The organism is Brevibacillus parabrevis, from assembly GCF_022701015.1.
In the GTDB taxonomy this organism is placed as follows: Bacteria; Bacillota; Bacilli; order Brevibacillales; family Brevibacillaceae; genus Brevibacillus; species Brevibacillus parabrevis.
In genome coordinates, this window is the sequence record NZ_CP064090.1 from 3,791,223 (window position 1) to 3,811,344 (window position 20,122).

The following is a 20,122-nucleotide window of genomic DNA, read 5'->3' on the forward strand; positions in this document are numbered from 1 at the left end:
GGGGGAAAGGAAAATCGCGATGGAAAATGCTCATGCGCTCAGCGAGAAAATCGCCATCATCGGCATGGCGGGAAAATTTCCGCAAGCGGAAAACATTCAGCGGTACTGGCACAATCTGGTCGAAGGCGTGGAAGGAATCCGCTTTTTCACAAAAGAGGAGCTGTTGGAGTCGGGCGTAGACCCGGCTCTGCTCGATCGGCCGGACTATGTGCCGGCTTGCGGTCAACTGACAGAGATCGAATGGTTTGATGCAGCCTTTTTCCAATATACGCCGCGAGAAGCGGAAATCATTGATCCCCAGCAGCGCCTGTTTCTGGAAGCTGCCTGGAATGCGCTGGAGGATGCCGGACAAAGCGTGTCGCAGCTTGACGGAGCGGTAGGCGTATTCGCCGGGATCGGGGCGAACAAATATTTGACGCATGTGGTCAGCCGTCCCGACTTGCTGCGCATTTTGGACCATCGCCAAATCGAGGTCGGAAACGACAAAGATTTTTTGACGACACGCGTTTCCTACAAATTGAATTTGACTGGCCCGAGCTTTTCTGTACAGACGGCTTGCTCCTCCTCGTTGGTGAGCGTGCACCTGGCATGCCAGAGCTTGCTGAACGGGGAGTGCGACATGGCCTTGGCGGGAGGCGTGTCTGTCCAGTTTCTCGGCAAGCATGGCTATTTGTACAAGCAAGGGGGCATCGAATCGCCGGATGGACACTGCCGCTGCTTCGATGAAAAAGCGGAAGGAACTGTCTTCGGCGATGGCGTGGGCGTGATTGTGCTCAAAAGGCTGGATGAGGCCATCCAGGACAAGGATCATATTTACGCAGTCATTAGCGGTTCGGCCATTAACAACGACGGCGCAGGCAAAGTGGGATACACCGCTCCCGGGTTCGAGGGCCAGATTCAAGTCATTTCCGAAGCGATGGAAGTGGCCGGAGTGACTCCGCACGAGATTGGCTATGTGGAGGCACACGGCACAGGAACGAAATTGGGGGATCGGGTAGAGATGGCGGCCCTCAAGGAAGTTTTCAAGGAGCGCGATCCGGCCGATCCATGCTACATCGGATCGGTCAAAGCGAATGTGGGACATCTGAACACCGCTTCCGGCATCGCTGGCCTGATCAAAACCGTTCTCGCCATCCACCACGAAACGATCCCGCCGCTCTTGCATCTGCAAAAGCCGAATCCGCAGCTCGAATTGGAGAACAGCCCGTTCCGGTTGAATAACACCCCGGTGAGCTGGCGTGCGGAGGCAAGCAAAAGGGTGGCTGGCGTCAGCTCGTTTGGCATCGGCGGGACCAATGCGCACGTAATTGTCGAAGCGCCTCCAGCGATGCACTTCCGGGAAGAAGCGAACGAGTGGCAACTGCTGACGATTTCGGGGAAAACAAGTGCGGCGAGACAGCGCAACTATGAAAATGTGCTCGCTTTTCTGCGGGAAAATCCGCAAATTAACCTCGCACAAGTAGCCTACACGCTGCAAACAGGCCGGGAGTCGTTCGATTTTCGCGGGATTGTCCTGTGCCATGGGCAAGAGGCGCTTGCCCATCCAGAGAAGCTGCGGTTCGTTTGCAACGAGATAGAGGGGAGCGCGGAAGAGAAGGCGGTCGTTTTTGTCTTTTCACCAGCAGGGAGCGCCACGCATGGCGACTTGTATCAGCAAATCCCTTTCTTGCGGGAGCAGATGAATCAATGCTTCCGGTTCGCGGAACGCATGCTTCGGCTGGATGCCAACGCGATGCTGGACAATGATTCGCCCCACGGCACAATCGCACTGTTCATCCTGGAATACTCGCTGGCGCAGCTATGGCTTCACTGGGGAGTGACGCCGAAAGCAATGGCGGGGGATTGGCTCGGGGAGTACGTCAGTGCGTGTCTCGCAGGCGTTTTGGCTTGGGAAGACGCTTTGCAGCTGCTGTTTTTCCGCGGGGATTTCCATGCAGACATCGCGCTTGGCCAACCGACGATTCCGTTCTTGTCGAATCGAAGTGGCACGTGGATAACGGAAGCACAGGCGACCTCCTTGGACTATTGGCGGGAGCTGGTCGGCTTTTCCGGTCAAGGGATGGATGTCGCCAGCTTGCCTGCACTTGCCCAGGTGAAAAAGCCCGTGTTTCTCGAAGTGGGTCCAGGGAACAAGCAGCTTGAACGGCTGGCAGCAAGCGAACAGTTCCACTCCGCGCCATTGCTGTCTTCCTTGCCTGCTTCCACGGAAAGCGAATCCGCCTGCAAAACGCTGCTTGGCTCGTTAGGGCGACTGTGGCTGTACAAGGCGAGCATCAACTGGAAAAACGTCCATGCGCCACAGCACCCGCGCCGACTGCCTTTGCCGACGTATGCTTTTGACAGGCAATATTACTGGATTGAGCGATCGTTCGCAGCGCCTGTGGACACATCTGGCAGCGAAAAGCGGCTGTCTCCATCTGCGCTTCTGATCAAACAGGGCGACCAGTTCATCCGGGACGGACAGGCCAGCTACACGCTAAATGCGCTCCAGATGCGGCAACTGGAAGAACTGCTGGCGAGCTTTTCTACTGACTCTCCCGCAGAAAAGCTGGCATCGCTCGCCAGCGCTTCGGCTCCCGAGCAGCCGCCGCGCCAGCAGCGACAGGAGGACATGGCCGCGTGGCTGTGCACCATTTTAGAGGAACTGCTCGGCAAAAAACCAATCGGCGTCCATGACGACTTTTTTGACCTGGGCGGCGATTCCGTGACGGCCATCCAGTTCGCTTCGCGGTTGAAAGAACAGCAGATTGAGATTGCCTCCGATCTGCTGTTTGATTACTCGACGATGGAGGAATTGGCGAAGCAAATTCGACTGGAAAGCGACAGCCAGCCGTCGACGGAAGCAGTGGCGGGGGAAGACCTGACCATACAGGAGCAGCGGGCGAGGCAGATCAGCCTGGAAAGCAACAGCGAATCATCCGGGAACGCTCTGCCAGATGTCACGCCAGGCACACTATTTTTCAGCATCGGCCAGGCCGATCAGGAAATTTTGCGGGGTACAGTGGATGTGCAAGAAGTGGAAAGCGTCTATCCGCTGACCTTCATGCAGCTGCTTGTCTTGAACCACAATATTCTTCACGCCAGACAGGGCACTGTCAACGTGCTCTCGTTCCCGATTGCGGAGGAACTGAGGCTCCACGATTTCCGGATGGCCTGGCAGAGAGTGATCGACCGCCATTCTGTGCTGCGAACCGGGTTTATCTGGAGAAGGATATCCAACCCGGTGCAATTCGTGAAAAGACAAGTAGAGGTTTCTATCGACGTGCTTGATTGGACAAAGCTGTCTGAGGCAGAGCAGCAGCGCGCTTTGGGCGAATGGATCGCAGAGGAACGACAAAAAAACTTCAAGGTGGATGAAGTTCCGCAGATGCGTTTCCAGCTCATCCAATACAGCAAGGCAAGCTATCAATTTGTCTGGACCTATCAAAATTCCCTGTTTGACGGCTGGAGCATGAATCTCATTTTGCAGGAAGTATGGGCAAACTATCAGCTTGGCGAATCGCTCATCAGCGAGCCGCACATGCAAGCGACTCCTTTCCTCGACTATGTGAAGTGGCAAAAACGGCAGGATGACCAGGAAGCGAAGCGTTTTTGGACAGAGGAGCTAGGCAAGTTCCGCTATCACGAGCAGTTTGTGCAGACGACACCGAGCCAGCGAAACAGCTACGTGAGTGCTGTGAAAAGTGTTGCCCTTGCGCAAGACGAGGTCTATACTGTAAGAGGATTTTCCAGAAAGAACCAATTAACGATAAATACGGTAGTCTTAGGTGCATGGGGATTGGCGCAAGCGCGCTTGTTCGCACAGCATGACGTGCTGATCGGGATGATTACATCGGGACGGGTCCCGGAAATCGAGCAAATGGACAAAATGGTCGGATTGTTCACAAACAGTCTGCCAGTCCGGCTGACCTACAGCGACACCGATCAGGTCAAAGCGTGGTTTGTCGCCTTGCAGAAAAAAATCGTGACCATCAGGCGCTACGAGTACATTACGTTGCAGCAAATTGCCCAGTGGTCGCAAATCCCGCTCGATTTTTTGCAAACGGTGATCAACACGCGAAGCCTCGTGTATACGCATTTCCCGTTTCAGGGGCAAGCTGGCGAGCAAAGGCCGTTTCAAGCCGAGAGCAGCGGTCAACTCCATCTTCCGCTGCGCCTGTTTGTCAACCCGGGAGAGGAACACTTTACGATCCGGGCCGAATACGACAGCAACCAATTTGCCCACGACACTGTCGCGCAATTGTTGGACGAAGTGAAACGTCTGCTGGTGGCTATCCCCAGCGCTGACGGAGTCGCCGATTTGTGGGCAGAGGCAAAAAATCAGATAAAGTAGGGCGCATGCCACGTAGGAGAATGATTAACGATATGAAAATTGCCATTGTCAATGGACCGAACATGAATCTGCTCGGATTGCGGGAAACCGGAATTTACGGGACCGTCACCTGGAAGCAAATCGAGGACAGGCTGAACAAACTGGCTGGTGAATGGCAAGTGGACGTCCTCTTTTTTCAATCCAATCACGAAGGGGAAATTGTCGATTTCATTCAACAGCAACTGCATGCCCTGGACGGTGTGGTTATAAATCCGGCGGGTTTCTCCAAGACCGGATACTCGATACTGGACGCGTTGACTGCAGTCGGCATTCCCTATGTCGAGGTGCACATGTCCAATATTTTTGAACGGGGCGGCTGGCATGCTGAATCGATCTTTTTCGCAAACGCTGTGGGACATGTGATCGGCTTGAAGGCCAATGTGTACGAGCTTGGTTTGCGAGGGATCATGCAGCACGTCAAGGAACAGCGAACATCGATCAGTGGGAAGGAATGGAGAACGGGTGCACATTGAAGTCTACAACGCCAAGCTGCATAATCTGAAAAACATTACAACGACGATTCCCAAGCAGCAATTTATCGTGGTCACGGGAGTCAGCGGGTCGGGGAAATCCAGCTTTATTTTTGACACCTTGCATCACGAGGGACAGCGCATTTATTTGGAAGCGCTGGGCATTGCGCATGATGTGCTGCACTACGACTCGTTTGACATGATCCAGGGACTGAGTCCGACGATTGCCGTACAGCAGAGAACGGTCAGCAATCTGAACCCGCGATCGGTCGTCGGCTCCGTCACCCGCATCCTCAACTTGTTGGCGATCATTTATGCCCAGGAGGGACAACGAGCGGGCAAAGAGGCAAGCCCTTACCAACTGGACGAATTTGTGCCGGGGCTGTTCATGTTCAACTCTCCGCACGGCTCATGCCCGGCTTGCGGAGGGCGGGGCAGCGTGGTCGAGGTGAACGTGGAGAAGATTTTGCCGTCTGAGCGCGAAACGATTGAACGCTGGCATCAGTTCGCCTACCAATTCCCCAACGCGAAAAAAGAGGAAAAGGAGTACGTGTACAAGCGGCTGGACAATTTCACCAAGCACTTTCAGCTGAGCGCGGACACGCCTTTTGCCGATTTGCCGAGGGAAGCCAAGGAAGCGTTTTTGTATTATCGCCCCAAGCGGACGCAGAGCAAAGGCCACCTGATCTTTTACGGAGTCAGTGTCGTCATTGAGGAAAAGCTGAAAAAGATCAACGTACAGCAAATTCCCGATCTGCAGACGACGCGGCCGTGCACGAGATGCCAAGGGTTCCGGCTTGGACCAAAAGCGCTTTCCATCACGATCGAAAACAAGCATATCGGACAGCTTAGCCAGATGAACGTAGGCGACCTGGCAGCGTTCCTCCGGCATTACCAGACGGCGCGGCCGCATACTCCTTTTATTGCCCATTTGCTTGGAGAGATTTTGCGCAAGCTGGATTGTCTGGAGACGGTCGGCTTGTCCTATTTGAACCTGTATCGCGAAATCCCGACGCTGAGCGGAGGGGAGACCCAGCGGCTGCACATCATGTCGCATTTGTCGGCAAAGGTTGATTCGATCATCTACATTTTTGACGAGCCTACAGCCGGATTGCACGAAAAGGAAAAAGAAAAGATCATCGAAAGCTTTCATCGGTTAAAGCAACAGGGAAATACGGTCATTGTCGTAGAGCATGATGAAAGCGTCATCAAGCATGCCGACTACATCATCGACTTTGGCCCTTTGGCTGGCCAGCTTGGCGGTACGATCGTCTATCAGGGGAGCTTCCCCGGCTTTCTCCATTCCCGCAATTCGATCACTGCCCAGTATTTGCGCGAGAAAAAGCATCCTCGCAAAGAATACGCATGCGGTGTGGACGCGTCCGCTGCCAAGCTGTCGATCCGAAACGCGCGAACAAACAACCTGAAAAACATCGATGTCGATATACCGCTGCACGCCATCGTCGGAATCAGCGGACTGTCCGGCAGCGGCAAAAGCTCCTTGGTGATCGATACGCTCATTCCCAAGCTCCAGTCATCGTTCAAGGCAAAAGCGGGCAAGCAAAAACCGCTGGTGGAGGAGGAAGAGGAGCACGACGACGACTTTGCCCATGCGCAAGCCGACGCCAAGCTTTCCGGAGCCGAAAACATTGATGGCTGCATCGTCGTTACGCAAAAGCTGGCACGCCGCCATGAAAATTCTTGCGTAGCCACGTTTTTGGGGGTGTGGGACCACATCCGGCATATTTTTTCCATGCAGGAGGAGGCTATCGCCCTTCAGTTTACGCGCAGCTCTTTTTCGTTCAACTCGACAGGCTCGTGTCCGGTTTGCAACGGAAACGGGCATATCAAAAGATGGCTGGGGCAGCTGACGTTCAGCGATCCGTGCCCTTCCTGCCGAGGCAAGAGATTCAAGCAGGAAGTGATGCAAGTTCGCTACAAAGAGCGCACGATCTCCGACATTCTGGAGATGTCGATTTCCGAAGCGCACGAGTTTTTCCAGGATCACGCCAAAATCAGCAAGATGCTCGGCACAATCGAAGAGCTTGGCATGGGCTATATCCTCATCGGGCAAAGCCTCACTACATTGAGCGGCGGGGAAGCCCAGCGCTTGAAATTGGCGAGAGAGCTGGGGAAAAGCAGCAAAGGAAGCTACTTGTACATTTTGGATGAACCGACTGTCGGACTCAGCTACTATGACACCGAAAAATTGCTGGTGATTCTCGGCAAGCTGATCGCAAGCGGGCACTCTGTCCTGCTCATCGAGCACGATCCGTACGTGCTCTCCTATTGTGACTACTTGATCGAGCTGGGACCAGGCGCGGGCCACAAGGGCGGAGAAATCATCGCCAAAGGAGCGCCCGCAGAAATCAAAAAGCTGGCTGGCTCGATGATCGCTCCCTTTTTGGAATAAAAGGCACAGCTTGCTTGTAGCCATGCACGAAAAATCCTGATTCGAAACGGAAAAGAGGAGATGCTTGTGAAGAGCGTAACGCTGCCAGTCGTCCAGCCGCCCATTTACGGCTATCAATTTTTTGCCTTTCCTCTATGTATCGTCTTGCAGGACAAACGAAGTCTGCCCTGGCTATACAGCAATTTTATCCAGGTGTGCTTCGACAAGCGCCCTGATCCGCCTGTTCCGTTTACGTTTTACATTCACGACTACACGCTGAATCCATGGCTGCACGTCGAGCAATTGCAGCGGGGCACGATGGGCATCGTCAACAGAAACATCGTCGATTTCGTTCGCGATTGCCTCTTGGAAGGCTACTATGTGTACCTGAATGTCGATGAGTTTTACATTCCCGAGCGCGCGGTCTATCAAAAAAGCCATTTCTCCCACGATGTGCTGGTGCACGGAGTCGATCTTCAGAACGAAACCTTTCAATTGCTCGGCTTTACAGACAAACAGATGCTGGCCACGACGAGCGCGTCCTTCCAAGACTTTGCGCTGGCGTATGACAGCATCGCCCAGATTGATCACCAGGCCGTTTGCAATCGCATCTACTTGTACAAGGTGAAGGATGCGGGAGCGTATGAGTTTGATCTGGCATTGGTGCAGGAAACGCTGGAAGAATATTTGAAGTCAAGCAACACGTCCAGGCGATTTCGCATGGTTGCCAATCCGTGGGATCATTGCGCCTACGGATTGGACACATACCCGTGCCTGCAAGACTATTACGAGCGCTTGCTTGCGGGCAAGGCCAGCCTCGACGTTCGTCACGTCCACAGCTTGTGGGAGCACAAAAACTTGATGGTAGCCCGGATCAAGTACATGGAGGAACACACCGACTATCTGACCTCGCCCAATCAGCTTCGTGCGGCGTATGGCGAGATTGAGCGCAAAGCGCGGAATACGCGCAATCTCATGCTGAAATTTTACATGCAGCTGGAAGAGGCGACCTTGCATAAAATCATGCGGTATCTCGATGAACTAGCAGAAGCGGAAGCGCTGGCGATCGAGGAGTTTTTGAGCGTGCTGAAAAGGCATCAGCCGCAACTATTGTAGTTTTTCGCGTTTCCTCGGCCGTTTGCCCAAGCAGAGCAAAGCCTTTTCTATTTTCCAAACAATGAACGGAGGATACTTGGATGATAACCAAAAACGAAATTGAAGAAAAATTGGTGCACATCTACATGAGCCAGATGCAAGAGCTGCAAGTAGGTCCAGAACAAGTGCAGCAGAGCGGAATTGATTTCTCTTCCCAGCACATTCGCTTGCAGGATGTCGGGATCAACTCGCTCGGCTTTATTCGCTTGGTGGTAGCGATTGAAAACGAGTTTGGGTTTCAATTTGACGATGACATGTTAAATGTCGAACTTTTTGAAACGATCCAGCAGTTGATTGCCTACATCGAGGGCAAAGTGAGCCAGTAAGACGACAACCGCTCGGCTCTTTTGCCAGAGCATATCATTTCTTTTGAAAGGTGGAAAAACCGATGAAATTTTATGCAGATTTACCGATGTGGCTCCATCACAATGACCAAAATCAGCTCCAGATCATCCATGAGGCCGCGAGTTTGCTGGAGGCAAACGGCTTTACCGGGTCCTTGCTGTTTTATCAGCACACGACTCTCGATCCGTGGATTGTGGCGACCAGCACCTTGCAAGCTACGAAGGAGCATTTGCCGATCATCGCCTTGCAGCCAAATACGATTCCGCCGTTCACAGCAGCGAAAATGATCCACTCGCTTGTTCATTTGTTCGGGCGCAAGGTGGCGCTAAATATGATCCCCGGTCAATCGCCATCGGAGCTTAGACAAGTCCATGATACGGTTCCGGCCGAAGAGCGGTTTGATCGGCTGGTCGAATATATCGAGATTTTGCGAGCCTTGCTCGACTCGAATGAGCCTTTGACCTACGAAGGCAAATACTTCACCTATCATGACCTGCAAGTGTTTGCCAAGGTCGAGGAAGATTTGAAGCCGATTATTTTTATGCCAGGCGCTTCCACTTTGTTTCAAAAGGCTGCCCACCAGTCGGTCGATGTCGCCATCCAGTTGGCAAGCCCGGTCTCGCAGCTTGTCAAAAGCTTTGACATTCTTTACGACTCCCATGTGGAATTGTGTTGCCGGCTGGGGATTATCGCGCGCCCGACTTCTCAGGAAGCGCTGGAGATTGCCAAAGAGGAAGTTCCGATGCGCTTCATGCAAATTGTGAAAAAGCAGGGGAGAATGGCCGGATTTTATACGGAAGAAGAAGAGCGGATTTATTTTCCTGTCGAGCAAGGCAAGGCGTTCCGCGGCCCGTTGCTGGTCGGCTCTTACGACGAGGTGGCGAGCTATTTCCGCCAATACAAAGAGCTGGGAATCAAGCATGTCATTTTAAGCTGCATACGTTCCCAGGAAGATTTGCATCATGTGAGACAGGTGCTTGATCGAGCAGGCGTGATGGACGCGGTTCAGCCTGTTTCCTAAAAACAGCCAACCTTTCCTCGCATTGACAAGGAGGACGGGCATGAGGTAGTATATTCGTAATGGTTTCCATATAAATGCATTTTTGTTATTTTGAACTATACATGATATACGGTGATTTTAGAAAGATAACTTTAGCCAGACAAAAGTTATCTTTCTAAAATTTATTTGTGATAAAACTTGCCCTGCCAGATGAAAGCGAACGAGAGGGAAAGTTTTTTCCTATATCCTCGTCAAAACAACCTGATGTATTTTATTGAAGCTTAGGCACATTAGAGTAACTCAGGGGCCATACGACATGGTGTAGTGTATACAGATTCGATACACGAAATGGCGGAGCTATGCCCGAAAATAGGCTTGATCAATCAGGCTTGGCTTGAACAAAGGGGAAAACAAAGTGGAAAATAATAGCGGCTCTACGGATTGCATGAAGTTGTTTTGCTTGCCGTATGCAGGCGGATCGGCCACTGCTTTTAGCAAGTGGAAACGGGGGCTGGACCCCAGAATTGAGCTGGTGCCAGTAGAGCTGGCGGGAAGAGGGCGGCGTTTTCGCGAACCTTTTTATCCTTCCTTGCCAGACGGCGTCAAAGACATTTTTCCGTTTATCAGGGAGCAGAACGGCGATGGCGAATACTCGTTGTTTGGACACAGCATGGGAACGCTGTACATTTGTGAGCTGATGAACCAAATCTGCGAGCACGGCTGGAAAAAGCCGCGCCATCTGTTTTTATCCGGGATGTATCCCCCGCATATTCGCGACAAGAAAAAGATTCATCACTTGCCGGATGACGAGTTCATCCAGGAAATCATCCAGCTTGGCGGCACGCCCAAGGAAGTGGCGGAAAACCGGGAACTGATGCAAATTTTCACGCCTGTTCTGCGGGGCGACTACAAAAACGTCGAAAACTATTTGCTGGAAGCGGCCCCGGAAATGTGGGACATCAATGTGACGGTTTTGACAGGCGATGACGATGACCTCGTGACGGCAGACGATATTAGCCAATGGAGAGCGTATACAAGCGAATCCTGTACGATCGTGACCCTCCACGGCGGACATTTTTTCATCCATGAGGAAGAAGAGAAAGTGATTGAAATTATCAATCGCACCTTAACTGCATAAGACGCGCGTATGCGAGCAGCTAACCCTTGCCAGTGACTGGTGAAGGGTTCGTTTTATTTTGGCTGTAAACAAATTTGAAAAGGGAAATGGGAGTTTACCATGGGGCATAAATACGACGATCAGACGTATACAGGGCTGGAAATCGCTGTCATTGGCATGGATTGCAAATTTCCAAAAGCAAATGATGCCAACCAATTTTGGGACAATCTCAAAAATGGAGTCGAAGGGATCTCGTTTTTTTCCGAGGAGGAAATGCTGCAATCCGGAATCGATCCAGCGCTATGCAACGACCCGAATTATGTAAAAGCAAAAGGGTATCTGGAAGGGATCGACCAGTTTGACTCGGCCTTCTTTGATTATACCCCCCGTGAAGCAACCGTACTGGACCCGCAAATCAGAGTTTTTCACGAAGTGGTCCTAAACGCCCTGGAGCATGCGGGCTACAATCCTGAGGTGTACAAAGGCCAGATCGGCTTGTACGCAGGAAGTACCGAAAATGTAAACTGGCTGCTGAGACAAATGCTCGCTAATGAGAACCCCACTTTCAATGTAAGCTTTCGCGAGTACCTGTGCACATCTATTTCCTACAAGTTAAAGTTGAAAGGCCCAAGCGTCTCCGTGCTGAGCGCTTGCTCGACGTCGCTGGTTGCCGTTCACCTGGCCAGCCAGGCTTTGCTAAACGGCGAGTGTAGTATCGCGGTTGCGGGCGGTGTCCACATCTCCCTCCCGTCGAAAAAAGGCTACTACTATTCCGACGACCTCATTTACTCGCCAGATGGTCATTGCCGTGCCTTTGACGCCTCTTCCGCAGGGACGCTCATCAGTGACGGCGCGGGAGTGGTCGTCTTGAAAACGTTGCAGGACGCGATCAAAGACCAGGATCATATTTACGCCGTCATCAAAGGATCAGCGATCAATAACGACGGCCATCGCAAGGCTGGTTTTTCTGCCCCGAGCATTCAAGGGCAAAAAGAAGTCATCGAAGCAGCGCTCCAGATGGCGGAAGTGGATGCGGAATCCATCACCATGGTAGAAGCCCACGGGACCGGGACGAAAATTGGTGATTCCATCGAAGTCGAAGCGCTCAAACGAGCTTTTCAGACGAATAAAAAGGCGTACTGCGCGATCGGCTCGGTAAAGTCGAGCATTGGGCACCTGAATGAAGCGGCTGGGATTGCAGGCTTGATCAAAACGATTCTTTCGTTGGCCAACAAACAAATTCCCCCGTCGCTTCATGTGCTCAATCCGAATCCGAAAATCGAGTTCGAGAATACGCCGTTTTACATCAATCATTCCTTGCGCGACTGGAATCAGGCAACCACTCCGCGCCGGGCAGCCGTCAGCTCTTTTGGCATCGGCGGGACGAATGCGCATGTCATTTTGGAAGAAGCGCCCATACGCGAAAAGCGAGCAGCCACAGAGGAAGCTCGCTTGTTTGTCTTTTCCGCCAAAACGAAAACGGCTTTGCAGGAGCAAATCAGCCGCTTCAAAAGCCACCTGAAGCAACAGCCCAATATCGACCTGCGCGATGCCGCATATACGCTGCAAGCAGGGAGAATGGCTTTGTCCAATCGTGCTTATTTGATTGCGCGAAGTTATCAGGAGATGCTTCCGCAATTGGATGCGAAAAGTCTTCCGCTCCGCACCGTGGAAAAGGGGGAAGCGACTGCCCTGTATCTCGTGCCGGAGATTAGCGGGGATGCGCACATCGCGCAACTTGCGCTCGCACTGTACCAAAACTACCGACCGTTTCGAGAGGAAATGACGCAATGTCTGGGCAAAATCGGTTCGCACAGCAAGCTGGATTTGCAACAGTTGTTTGCTCCGGGGGTAAAGGACGCGACACAGCTTCGAGCGATCCACTTCCTGTTTGTATATGCCTTTGCAAAAGTCACGTTCGCTTGCCAGGAGCAGCCTTTCGGAATCGTTGGCTTCCGAAGCGGAAATTTCGTAGCGGTCACGCTGGCAGAGGCAGTAGCGCTTGAGCATGCTTTTGTTGCTTTCCTGGATAACGAGATCACAGCGATTACGGAGAACCCGATTTCCCAACCGCGCATCCCGCTGTTTTCTGCCGGAAACGGCGAAAAGCTGTTCCGCGAGCATTGCCAGGATCGCAGCTTTTGGCATGCAGCGCTGACTGCGCCGCTCTCGTTTGCAGCCGGGCTTGCCGCTCTTTGCCAAACGCCGAAGACGATCGTCGCTTTCCTAGGAAATAACACAGAAAACGCAGGCGATTACGCTGGCTGGCCTGTGCAGGAATGGGTTGCGTTGTCTGCGTGTGAAGCTGCTGTTTGGACATGGATCGGGGAGCTGTGGAGCAGGGGAGCAACTATCCATTGGGAAGCGTTGCATAAACGAGCGGAAAAAGGGCGGATTCCGTTGCCTACGTATCCTTTTGAGCGGAATCGCTACTTTTTGGATGATGACCCGGTAAAGCTGGGGAACGCGTTTTTGCAGCAAATAAAGGAGCAGGCGTCGGCGCAAAAGGATGCCGCCGATTGGTATTACGCACCGACATGGAAACGGGCGGCGTTTTCAGAATCGTCCGCAAAGTCTGCGCCAAAGCTGCGGCGGTCCGCAATCATTTTCCACGATACAAGGCTGGACGAAGCGGTTGTGGAAGCGTGCAAGCGCCATTTTGAGCAGCTCTTTTTTGTAGCCCGGAACGGCGCTCCTGTCGCTGGGGCTGACAACGGATACGGGCTGGCAGATAACAGCAAAGCAGCCTACAGGAATGCTTTGCAAGCGTTTGATCAGAAAACGCAAGCGGAACCGGATGCGATCCTGTACTTTTCGCTTTCAGAAGAAGACTTCGTGGAAGAGGATCAGGAGCAAGCAGAGCGCATGCTGGAAGAAAACTACGACAGTCTCCTGCATCTCGTACAAGCGCTGGATGAACGGGATGGATCGACGGCGATTCAACTTGCTGTCGTGGCGAATCGTCTCTTTGATGTGCTCGGCAGCGAAGAGATTAACCCTTGGAAAGCGACGCTGCTTGGCCTCGTTCGCGGCATTCCGTTGGAGTTTCCCGATCGAAGCTGCCAGTTGATCGATATTTCCGGCCAGGAGCAGCTTGTCACTTCCGGTCTGGTCGATCAGCTTTTGCAAGAGATCGAGGGAAGGCAAGATGAGCTGTTCGCTCTGCGCGGAAAGGCGAAATGGCTTCCCCACTATGATCGGACATCGCCCGTATCCCGTTCGGGGGCAAAGCTCAAAGACGATGGCGTTTATTTGCTTACCGGGGGAATCGGCGGCATCGGACTGGAGCTGGCCGATTACATCGCCAGCCACTGCAAGTCCAGCATCATTCTTGTAGGGCGGTCGTTCTTCCCTGCAAAAGAAGAGTGGGGCAACTGGCTGCGGGATCACGGCAAGCAAGACCCAATCTCGGTTAAAATCGCCCGCATGCAAAAGCTGGAGCAAAAAGGAGCGCGAGTTTTCGTCTATCAGGCGGATGTGTCCGACTTCTCCGCGCTTGCTGCGACACTGCGGCGCGCCCAGCAGGAAGCAGGAGCGATTCAAGGTGTGATCCATGCCGCCGGGCTTCCGGGCAGCAGCTTGATCCAGCAGGCAACCAAGGAGGCGACGCACCGGGTCATTCACTCCAAAGCCACGGGTTGCCTGAATTTGAGCCGGATTCTGCGGGAAAACGACCTGGACTTTTTTGTGCTCTGCTCGTCTATCAGCACGATCTCCCCGATGATCGGGCAGTCCGATTACAATGCGGCCAATGCCTTTTTGGACGCGTATGCCGACTATCGCAACCGGGAAGGCAAAGTGGCTTTCACCAATCTGAAATGGGATATATGGAAAAACGTAGGGATGGCCGTCAAGTCCGGGATCGCGCCAGCTTCGAAGCAAGCGCTGGAGCATCCGCTGTTTGACTACAGCTTTCAGGCGGGGGGCAAAGAGCTGTTTTTTGCCAGACTCAGCTTGCAGCAGCACTGGGTTTTGCAGGATCATCGCACAGAGGAACATGGGGTGCTGTCGGGAACGGCACTGATCGAAATGGTGCGGGAAGCTGCCGGCAAAAGCATGCTGAAAAAGCCTTACGTCCTGCAAAACGTGCATTTCCACACGCCGATAACGGTACGCGAGCAAGAGGAAAAAGAAGTGCTGCTCCTGTTCACTCCGAATAGTCGTGAAGGCTATTCGTTTACAGTGTACAGCCGTATGCGTCCAGAAGCAGATACATGGCTGCCTCATGTTACCGGGACAGTCGAGACGGTCGAGCAGCCGTTTGAGACGATCCATCTGGAAGCGCTGAAAGAGCGTTGTGCCGATAAGGATGTGCTGTTTACCGACGCGGATCACAAGAAGCACGGAGGTTATCTGATCTTCGGGGAAAGATGGCGCAACATTCGCCAGGTCATGGCCGGGAAAGCAGAAGGACTAGCGGTGATTGAGCTGCCCGAAAAATATGCAGCCGATCTGGACGACTATCACTTGCACCCGGGGATGCTCGACTCAGCAACGAGCTTTTTGCTCGGCTTTATCGACAAAACAGAAATGTTCATTCCGCTGTCCTACGAATCGCTTGCCGTTTATGGCAAAATGCCGCGGCGCATTTACAGCTACTGCAAGTATTTGGACGTAGAGTTCCCGCAAGACGGCCTGGCGAGCTTCGATATCCAGATCATGGACGAGGCGGGACGTGTGCTCGTTGAGATTCGCAACTACACGATGATCGCCGTATCCGGTTCGGTCGCCGAACGGATCAGTGACGGAAACAGGCAAAGCATCACGCTCGATCTCGCCAAATGGATGACGGCAGGCACATCTGGACATGATCTCGGCCAGGTCGGCATCTTGCCGGAAGAGGGACGTGAAATATTCGGCAAAATGCTCGCGTCTGGCGCTTCTACCGTCATCATTTCCACGACAGACCTCGAAAGCCGTGTGCAGAAAAGGCGCGACAGCAATCAGGACGGATGGGGCAGGAGCGACGAGCAGCAATCGACGAGCGTACGGATTCAGGGAAAAAGGCCGCCGCTATCCGTAGAGTATGTCCCGCCGCAAACCGATTTGCAAAAAGCGCTGTGCGCCATTTACGAAAATGATTTAGGCATAGCCCCAATCGGGATAGCGGATGATTTCTTTGAACTGGGCGGCGATTCGCTCAAGGCGATTCACGTCAGCACGAGCATCCGCAAGCAGTTCCATGCCAATATGACGTTGACAGACTTTTTTCAGGAAAAAACGATTGAGAACATCGCGGCATTCATTCAAAACAACCAGCAGGCGAGACAGCAGGCCATAGCGCCAGTTGCTGCCAAGCCTCATTACATGACCTCGCTTGCGCAACAGCGAGTCTTTTTCTTGCAGGGGCTTGTCCCGAATACAGTGGGATACAACGAGTCGACCGCTGTTTTGCTGGAAGGATCGATTGAACCCGAAAAAATCGAACGCATATTTGCGAAAATCATCGAGCGACATGAAAGCTTGCGTACCTCGTTTCAAGCAGTGGACGGCGAGATTGTCCAGATTGTGCACCCGCATGTTGACTTCCGGGTAATCTCGCTGACATCGGATGAGCATTCCGTGGAGCGCGATGTGGAACAGTTTATTCAGCCGTTCGATCTGACTCAGGCACCGCTGTTCCGCGTAGGGCTGATCAAGCTCGGGGAACAAAAAAGCGTTCTGGCACTCGACATCCATCACATCATTTCCGATGGAACGTCCATTAATTTGTTGATAAAAGACTTTGCGGAACTGTACAGCGGCAAGTCGCTTCCGCCATTGGCCGTCCAGTACAAAGATTACGCCGAGTGGCAGCACGCGTTTGCCCAGTCAGCCGCTTACCGGGCACAGAAAGCGTACTGGTTGCAGCAACTGGAAGGGAAATTGCCTGTCCTGCATCTGCCGACAGATTTTCCCCGCCCGGCTTCGCTTAGCTTTGACGGCAACCGGATTATTGTAGAGCTGGATCAACAATTGAGCGAGAACATCAAGAAATTTTCCCAGGAACAACAGGTTACCTGGTTTATGACGATGCTTGCGGCTTATTACGCCTGGCTGGCGAGACTCAGCGGAGAATCGGACATACTGGTAGGCATTCCGCAAGCAGGCCGAAACCACGAGGACGTGAAAGAGATCGTCGGCATGTTCGTCAATTCGCTCGTCCTGCGCAATCGACCGGAGAGGGAAAAAAGCTTCCGCGGCTTCCTCCACGAAGTAAAGGCGAGCCTGCTGGCAGCTTTGGAAAATCAGGATTTTCACATTGAACTGATTTTGGATCAGCTCGACGTGAAGCGCGACCCGAGCCGCACCTTTTTGTACGATACGATCTTCAACTACCAGAGCATGAAAAACCGGGCAGAGGATGCAGGAACGCATGACGGAGACTTGCAGCTCTCTGCGTATCCGGTCACGGCAAAAACAACGAAAGCCGATCTGAATATCCATTTATACGAGACAGGCGCAGGCATTTGTCTGGAATGCTTTTACCGCACAGACTTGTTCAGGCAGGAGACGGTCGAGTACCTGTTTGCTGAGTACCGCAAATTGCTTGCGAGCATCACGCAAAATCCGGACTTGCTGATCGGCGAATTGCCGATTTTGCAGCAAAGTGAAGTGCAGGGCAGGGAAAAGGCGGTTGTGCCGTCTTGCGAGTACCAGCCTTTTTCCTTCGACGAGCCTGCTGCAACGGTCGTGTCGCGGTTTGAACAGCAAGTCGCGCAGTACCCCGACCAGATCGCCGTCAAACACGGCTCCGCTGTTCTGGATTACAGACAGCTCAATGCCAGGGCGAATCGCGTTGCCCGGAAAATCGCAGAGCGTACGGCTCAAACAAGCGGACACGCACCTGTTGCCCTGCTCTTTGGCAACACGCTGGACATGGCCGTTGCCTTGATCGGCGCGCTGAAAGCAGGGGTGCCCTTCGTGCCGCTGGATCGAAGCGCTCCAGCAGAGCGGTTGGCTTACATGCTCGGCGATACGCAATCGGCCATCCTGCTGACCGATTCGCAAAACCTCGCTTTGGCAGCAGAAGTGGCGGGCAAGGCGATGCTCGACATGACCACGATCAATCTGTCGGAAGAAACTGGCGGTGCTTCGGAAGAGAACCTGGAGCTGAGCATCAAGGGCGAGGACATCGCCTTTATCCTCTATACGTCAGGCTCCACGGGAAGGCCAAAGGGAGTGATGCAGAGCCATGCAAACGTCTACTACTATCTGGCGCAGCTCAGCAAGGAACTGCGGCTTCATTCGCAAGATCGCATCGCCTTGCTGACTTCGTACAGTCACGCCATTGGCATTCTCGATATTTTGGGCAGCCTGCTGAACGGGGCTGCGCTGCATCTTTACGATTTCAAGCTGGACGGAAGCATGCCGCGATTCGCGCACTGGCTGAATCAGGAGCAGATTACGCTGTTCCATTCCGTCCCTTCCGTCTTCCGCTTTTTCATGAAGAATCTGGACGACGCTGTACAGCTTCCCCATATCCGCATGGTTTTGCTGGGGGGCGAGGTCGTTTCCGGCACCGACTTTGAGTTGTACAGGCAAAAATGCGCGGACGACTGCCTGTTTGTCAATTTCCTGGGCTGCTCGGAATTGATGGTCATTTCCTTTTACATCATGAACAAAAACATGGCCGTCCCGCAGGCCAAAACGCCAGCCGGATATGTCGTGGATGGCATAGAGCTGCGGATTCTCGACGAAAGCGGCCGGGAAGTGAGCATTTTCGAATCGGGCCAGCTTTTTTATCAAAGCGACTACTTGTCTCCGGGCTACTGGAATCGGCCGGAAGAGACGGCCAACGCTTTTGTCGGCGATCCGCGAACAGGGACGGGCAGGCTGTACAGAAGCGGTGATTACGGTCGACTGTTGCCGGACGGCTGCTTGGAATACGACGGCCGAAACGATTCGCAACTGAAAATCCGCGGCTACCGCGTAGACCTGAACGAGATCGAGAGCGTGATCGACGGGCTGGATTGCATGTTGAAAAGCGTTGTCAAAGCGATCTACGACGAGAACGGCGAGCCGGTGATTGTCGCCTACTATGTGCTGAAACAAAGCGAAGCGGAAAAAGCGATCATCGGCCAAGTGAAGCAACTGCTGCCGAGCTATCTCGTTCCGTCCTTTTGGCTGGAACTGCAATCGTTTCCGATGGTCGGCCCGAACAAAATCGACCGCAATGCTTTGCCAGCCGTTGAGGCCACCAGACCGAGAAGCTCGCACATCGTTCCTCCGCAAAATCGCATGGAAGAGCTGCTCGTGAGCATCTGGCAAGACATATTGGGAAAAGAGCCTGTCGGCGTAGACGACGGATTTTTTGAGCTGGGCGGACACTCGCTGTTGCTGATGCAAGTGCAAAACCGTTTGGAAAAGGAATGGCAAACGACGATTGAGATGGCCGACTTGTTCAAATATCCGACGATCCGCTCATTGGCTTCGTTTTTACAGGACAAACAGATCAGCAAAACCGATTACTTGCAGCAAAGCACGCAGCGGGGCGAGCTGCGGAAAAGCCTGCGCCAGCAACGGGGAAAACGGTAAAAATCCATCGGGGAGACAGCTGTCCGGAGTGCCTTGCGCTTCCGATGGCTGCTCCCGCTTTGGACAATGACAGGATTAAAGGAGAAGCGTATGCAAAAAAGTGTCGTGTTTGACTTCGATGGAGTGATTATTGATTCGCTTGAGGTGCAGCGCAAGGCGTTCTATGACAGCTTTCAGCTCGTTTCCGACGGTCCGCTCCCTTCCTTTGAGGAGTTTCTTGGACACAGCGGCGATTCGATTCCGAATATTTTCGCCAAAATGAACCTGCCCCAGAGCATGGTCGAGCATTATCGCAAAATCGCCAGCTCCAACATCCACCTGATCGAGATTGTGGCGGGGATGGAAGACGTGCTGCGATTCATTCAACAGGAAGGCTGGAAATGCGGATTGTGTACGGGAAAGGATCGCAAGCGCACCATCCACATCCTGGAAGAATTTCGCTTGATCGATTATTTTGATGGGGTGGTCTGTTCCGATGATGTCACCCATCCAAAGCCGCACCCGGAAAGTCTGCTTGTTGCCATTGAGCAATTGCAATCCGGTATTGATCACTCCGTCTTTGTTGGCGACGGGAAAAACGACCTGATCTGTGCCAGGGAGGCGCAAGTGAAAAGCATCGCAGTCGCCTGGGGCCATAATTCGGTAGAGGTGCTCCAGCAGGAAGCTCCTACTTTTTTTGCGTACAGTGTCGACGAACTGAGACAGGCATTGCAAACCCTTTTTCAACACCCGAGAGTGTCATTATAAATAAACG

The 20,122-nt window shown here is 53.0% G+C and carries 9 protein-coding genes; all 9 read left to right on the forward strand.

Going from position 1 to position 20,122, the window contains the following annotated elements; all coding sequences use genetic code 11:
- Window positions 1–19: 19 nt before the first annotated feature.
- Window positions 20–4,333, forward strand: a complete 4,314-nt coding sequence (locus tag IRJ17_RS17870; protein WP_242771328.1) for a beta-ketoacyl synthase N-terminal-like domain-containing protein — start codon at window positions 20–22, stop codon at window positions 4,331–4,333.
- A 32-nt stretch (window positions 4,334–4,365) separates the two neighbouring features.
- Window positions 4,366–4,845, forward strand: coding sequence for a type II 3-dehydroquinate dehydratase (locus IRJ17_RS17875; RefSeq protein WP_122966469.1), 480 nt, complete (start codon window positions 4,366–4,368; stop codon window positions 4,843–4,845).
- Window positions 4,835–7,255 carry an ATP-binding cassette domain-containing protein gene (locus IRJ17_RS17880; protein WP_242771330.1) on the forward strand — a complete coding sequence of 807 codons (2,421 nt, stop codon included), beginning with the start codon at window positions 4,835–4,837 and terminating at the stop codon, window positions 7,253–7,255. Before IRJ17_RS17875 ends, IRJ17_RS17880 begins: the two co-directional genes overlap by 11 nt.
- A gap of 60 nt (window positions 7,256–7,315) precedes the next feature.
- Complete coding sequence (locus tag IRJ17_RS17885; RefSeq protein ID WP_242771332.1) at window positions 7,316–8,350, forward strand: BtrH N-terminal domain-containing protein; 1,035 nt, start codon at window positions 7,316–7,318, stop codon at window positions 8,348–8,350.
- Window positions 8,351–8,430: 80 nt separating this feature from the next.
- Window positions 8,431–8,715 carry an acyl carrier protein gene (locus IRJ17_RS17890; RefSeq protein WP_122966472.1) on the forward strand — a complete coding sequence of 95 codons (285 nt, stop codon included), beginning with the start codon at window positions 8,431–8,433 and terminating at the stop codon, window positions 8,713–8,715.
- Window positions 8,716–8,777: 62 nt separating this feature from the next.
- Window positions 8,778–9,755, forward strand: coding sequence for an LLM class flavin-dependent oxidoreductase (locus tag IRJ17_RS17895; protein WP_242771334.1), 978 nt, complete (start codon window positions 8,778–8,780; stop codon window positions 9,753–9,755).
- Between the two features lie 394 nt (window positions 9,756–10,149).
- The gene (locus IRJ17_RS17900; RefSeq protein WP_173597316.1) at window positions 10,150–10,872 is read left to right on the forward strand and encodes a thioesterase II family protein; all 723 of its coding nucleotides are present in this window, start codon (window positions 10,150–10,152) and stop codon (window positions 10,870–10,872) included.
- Between the two features lie 99 nt (window positions 10,873–10,971).
- Window positions 10,972–19,368: an SDR family NAD(P)-dependent oxidoreductase gene (locus IRJ17_RS17905; protein WP_242771336.1), complete on the forward strand. Its 8,397-nt coding sequence runs from the start codon at window positions 10,972–10,974 to the stop codon at window positions 19,366–19,368.
- 90 nt (window positions 19,369–19,458) lie between these two features.
- Entirely contained in the window at window positions 19,459–20,115 is a 657-nt protein-coding gene (locus IRJ17_RS17910; RefSeq protein ID WP_173599528.1) for an HAD family hydrolase, read from the forward strand.
- Window positions 20,116–20,122 lie beyond the last annotated feature (7 nt).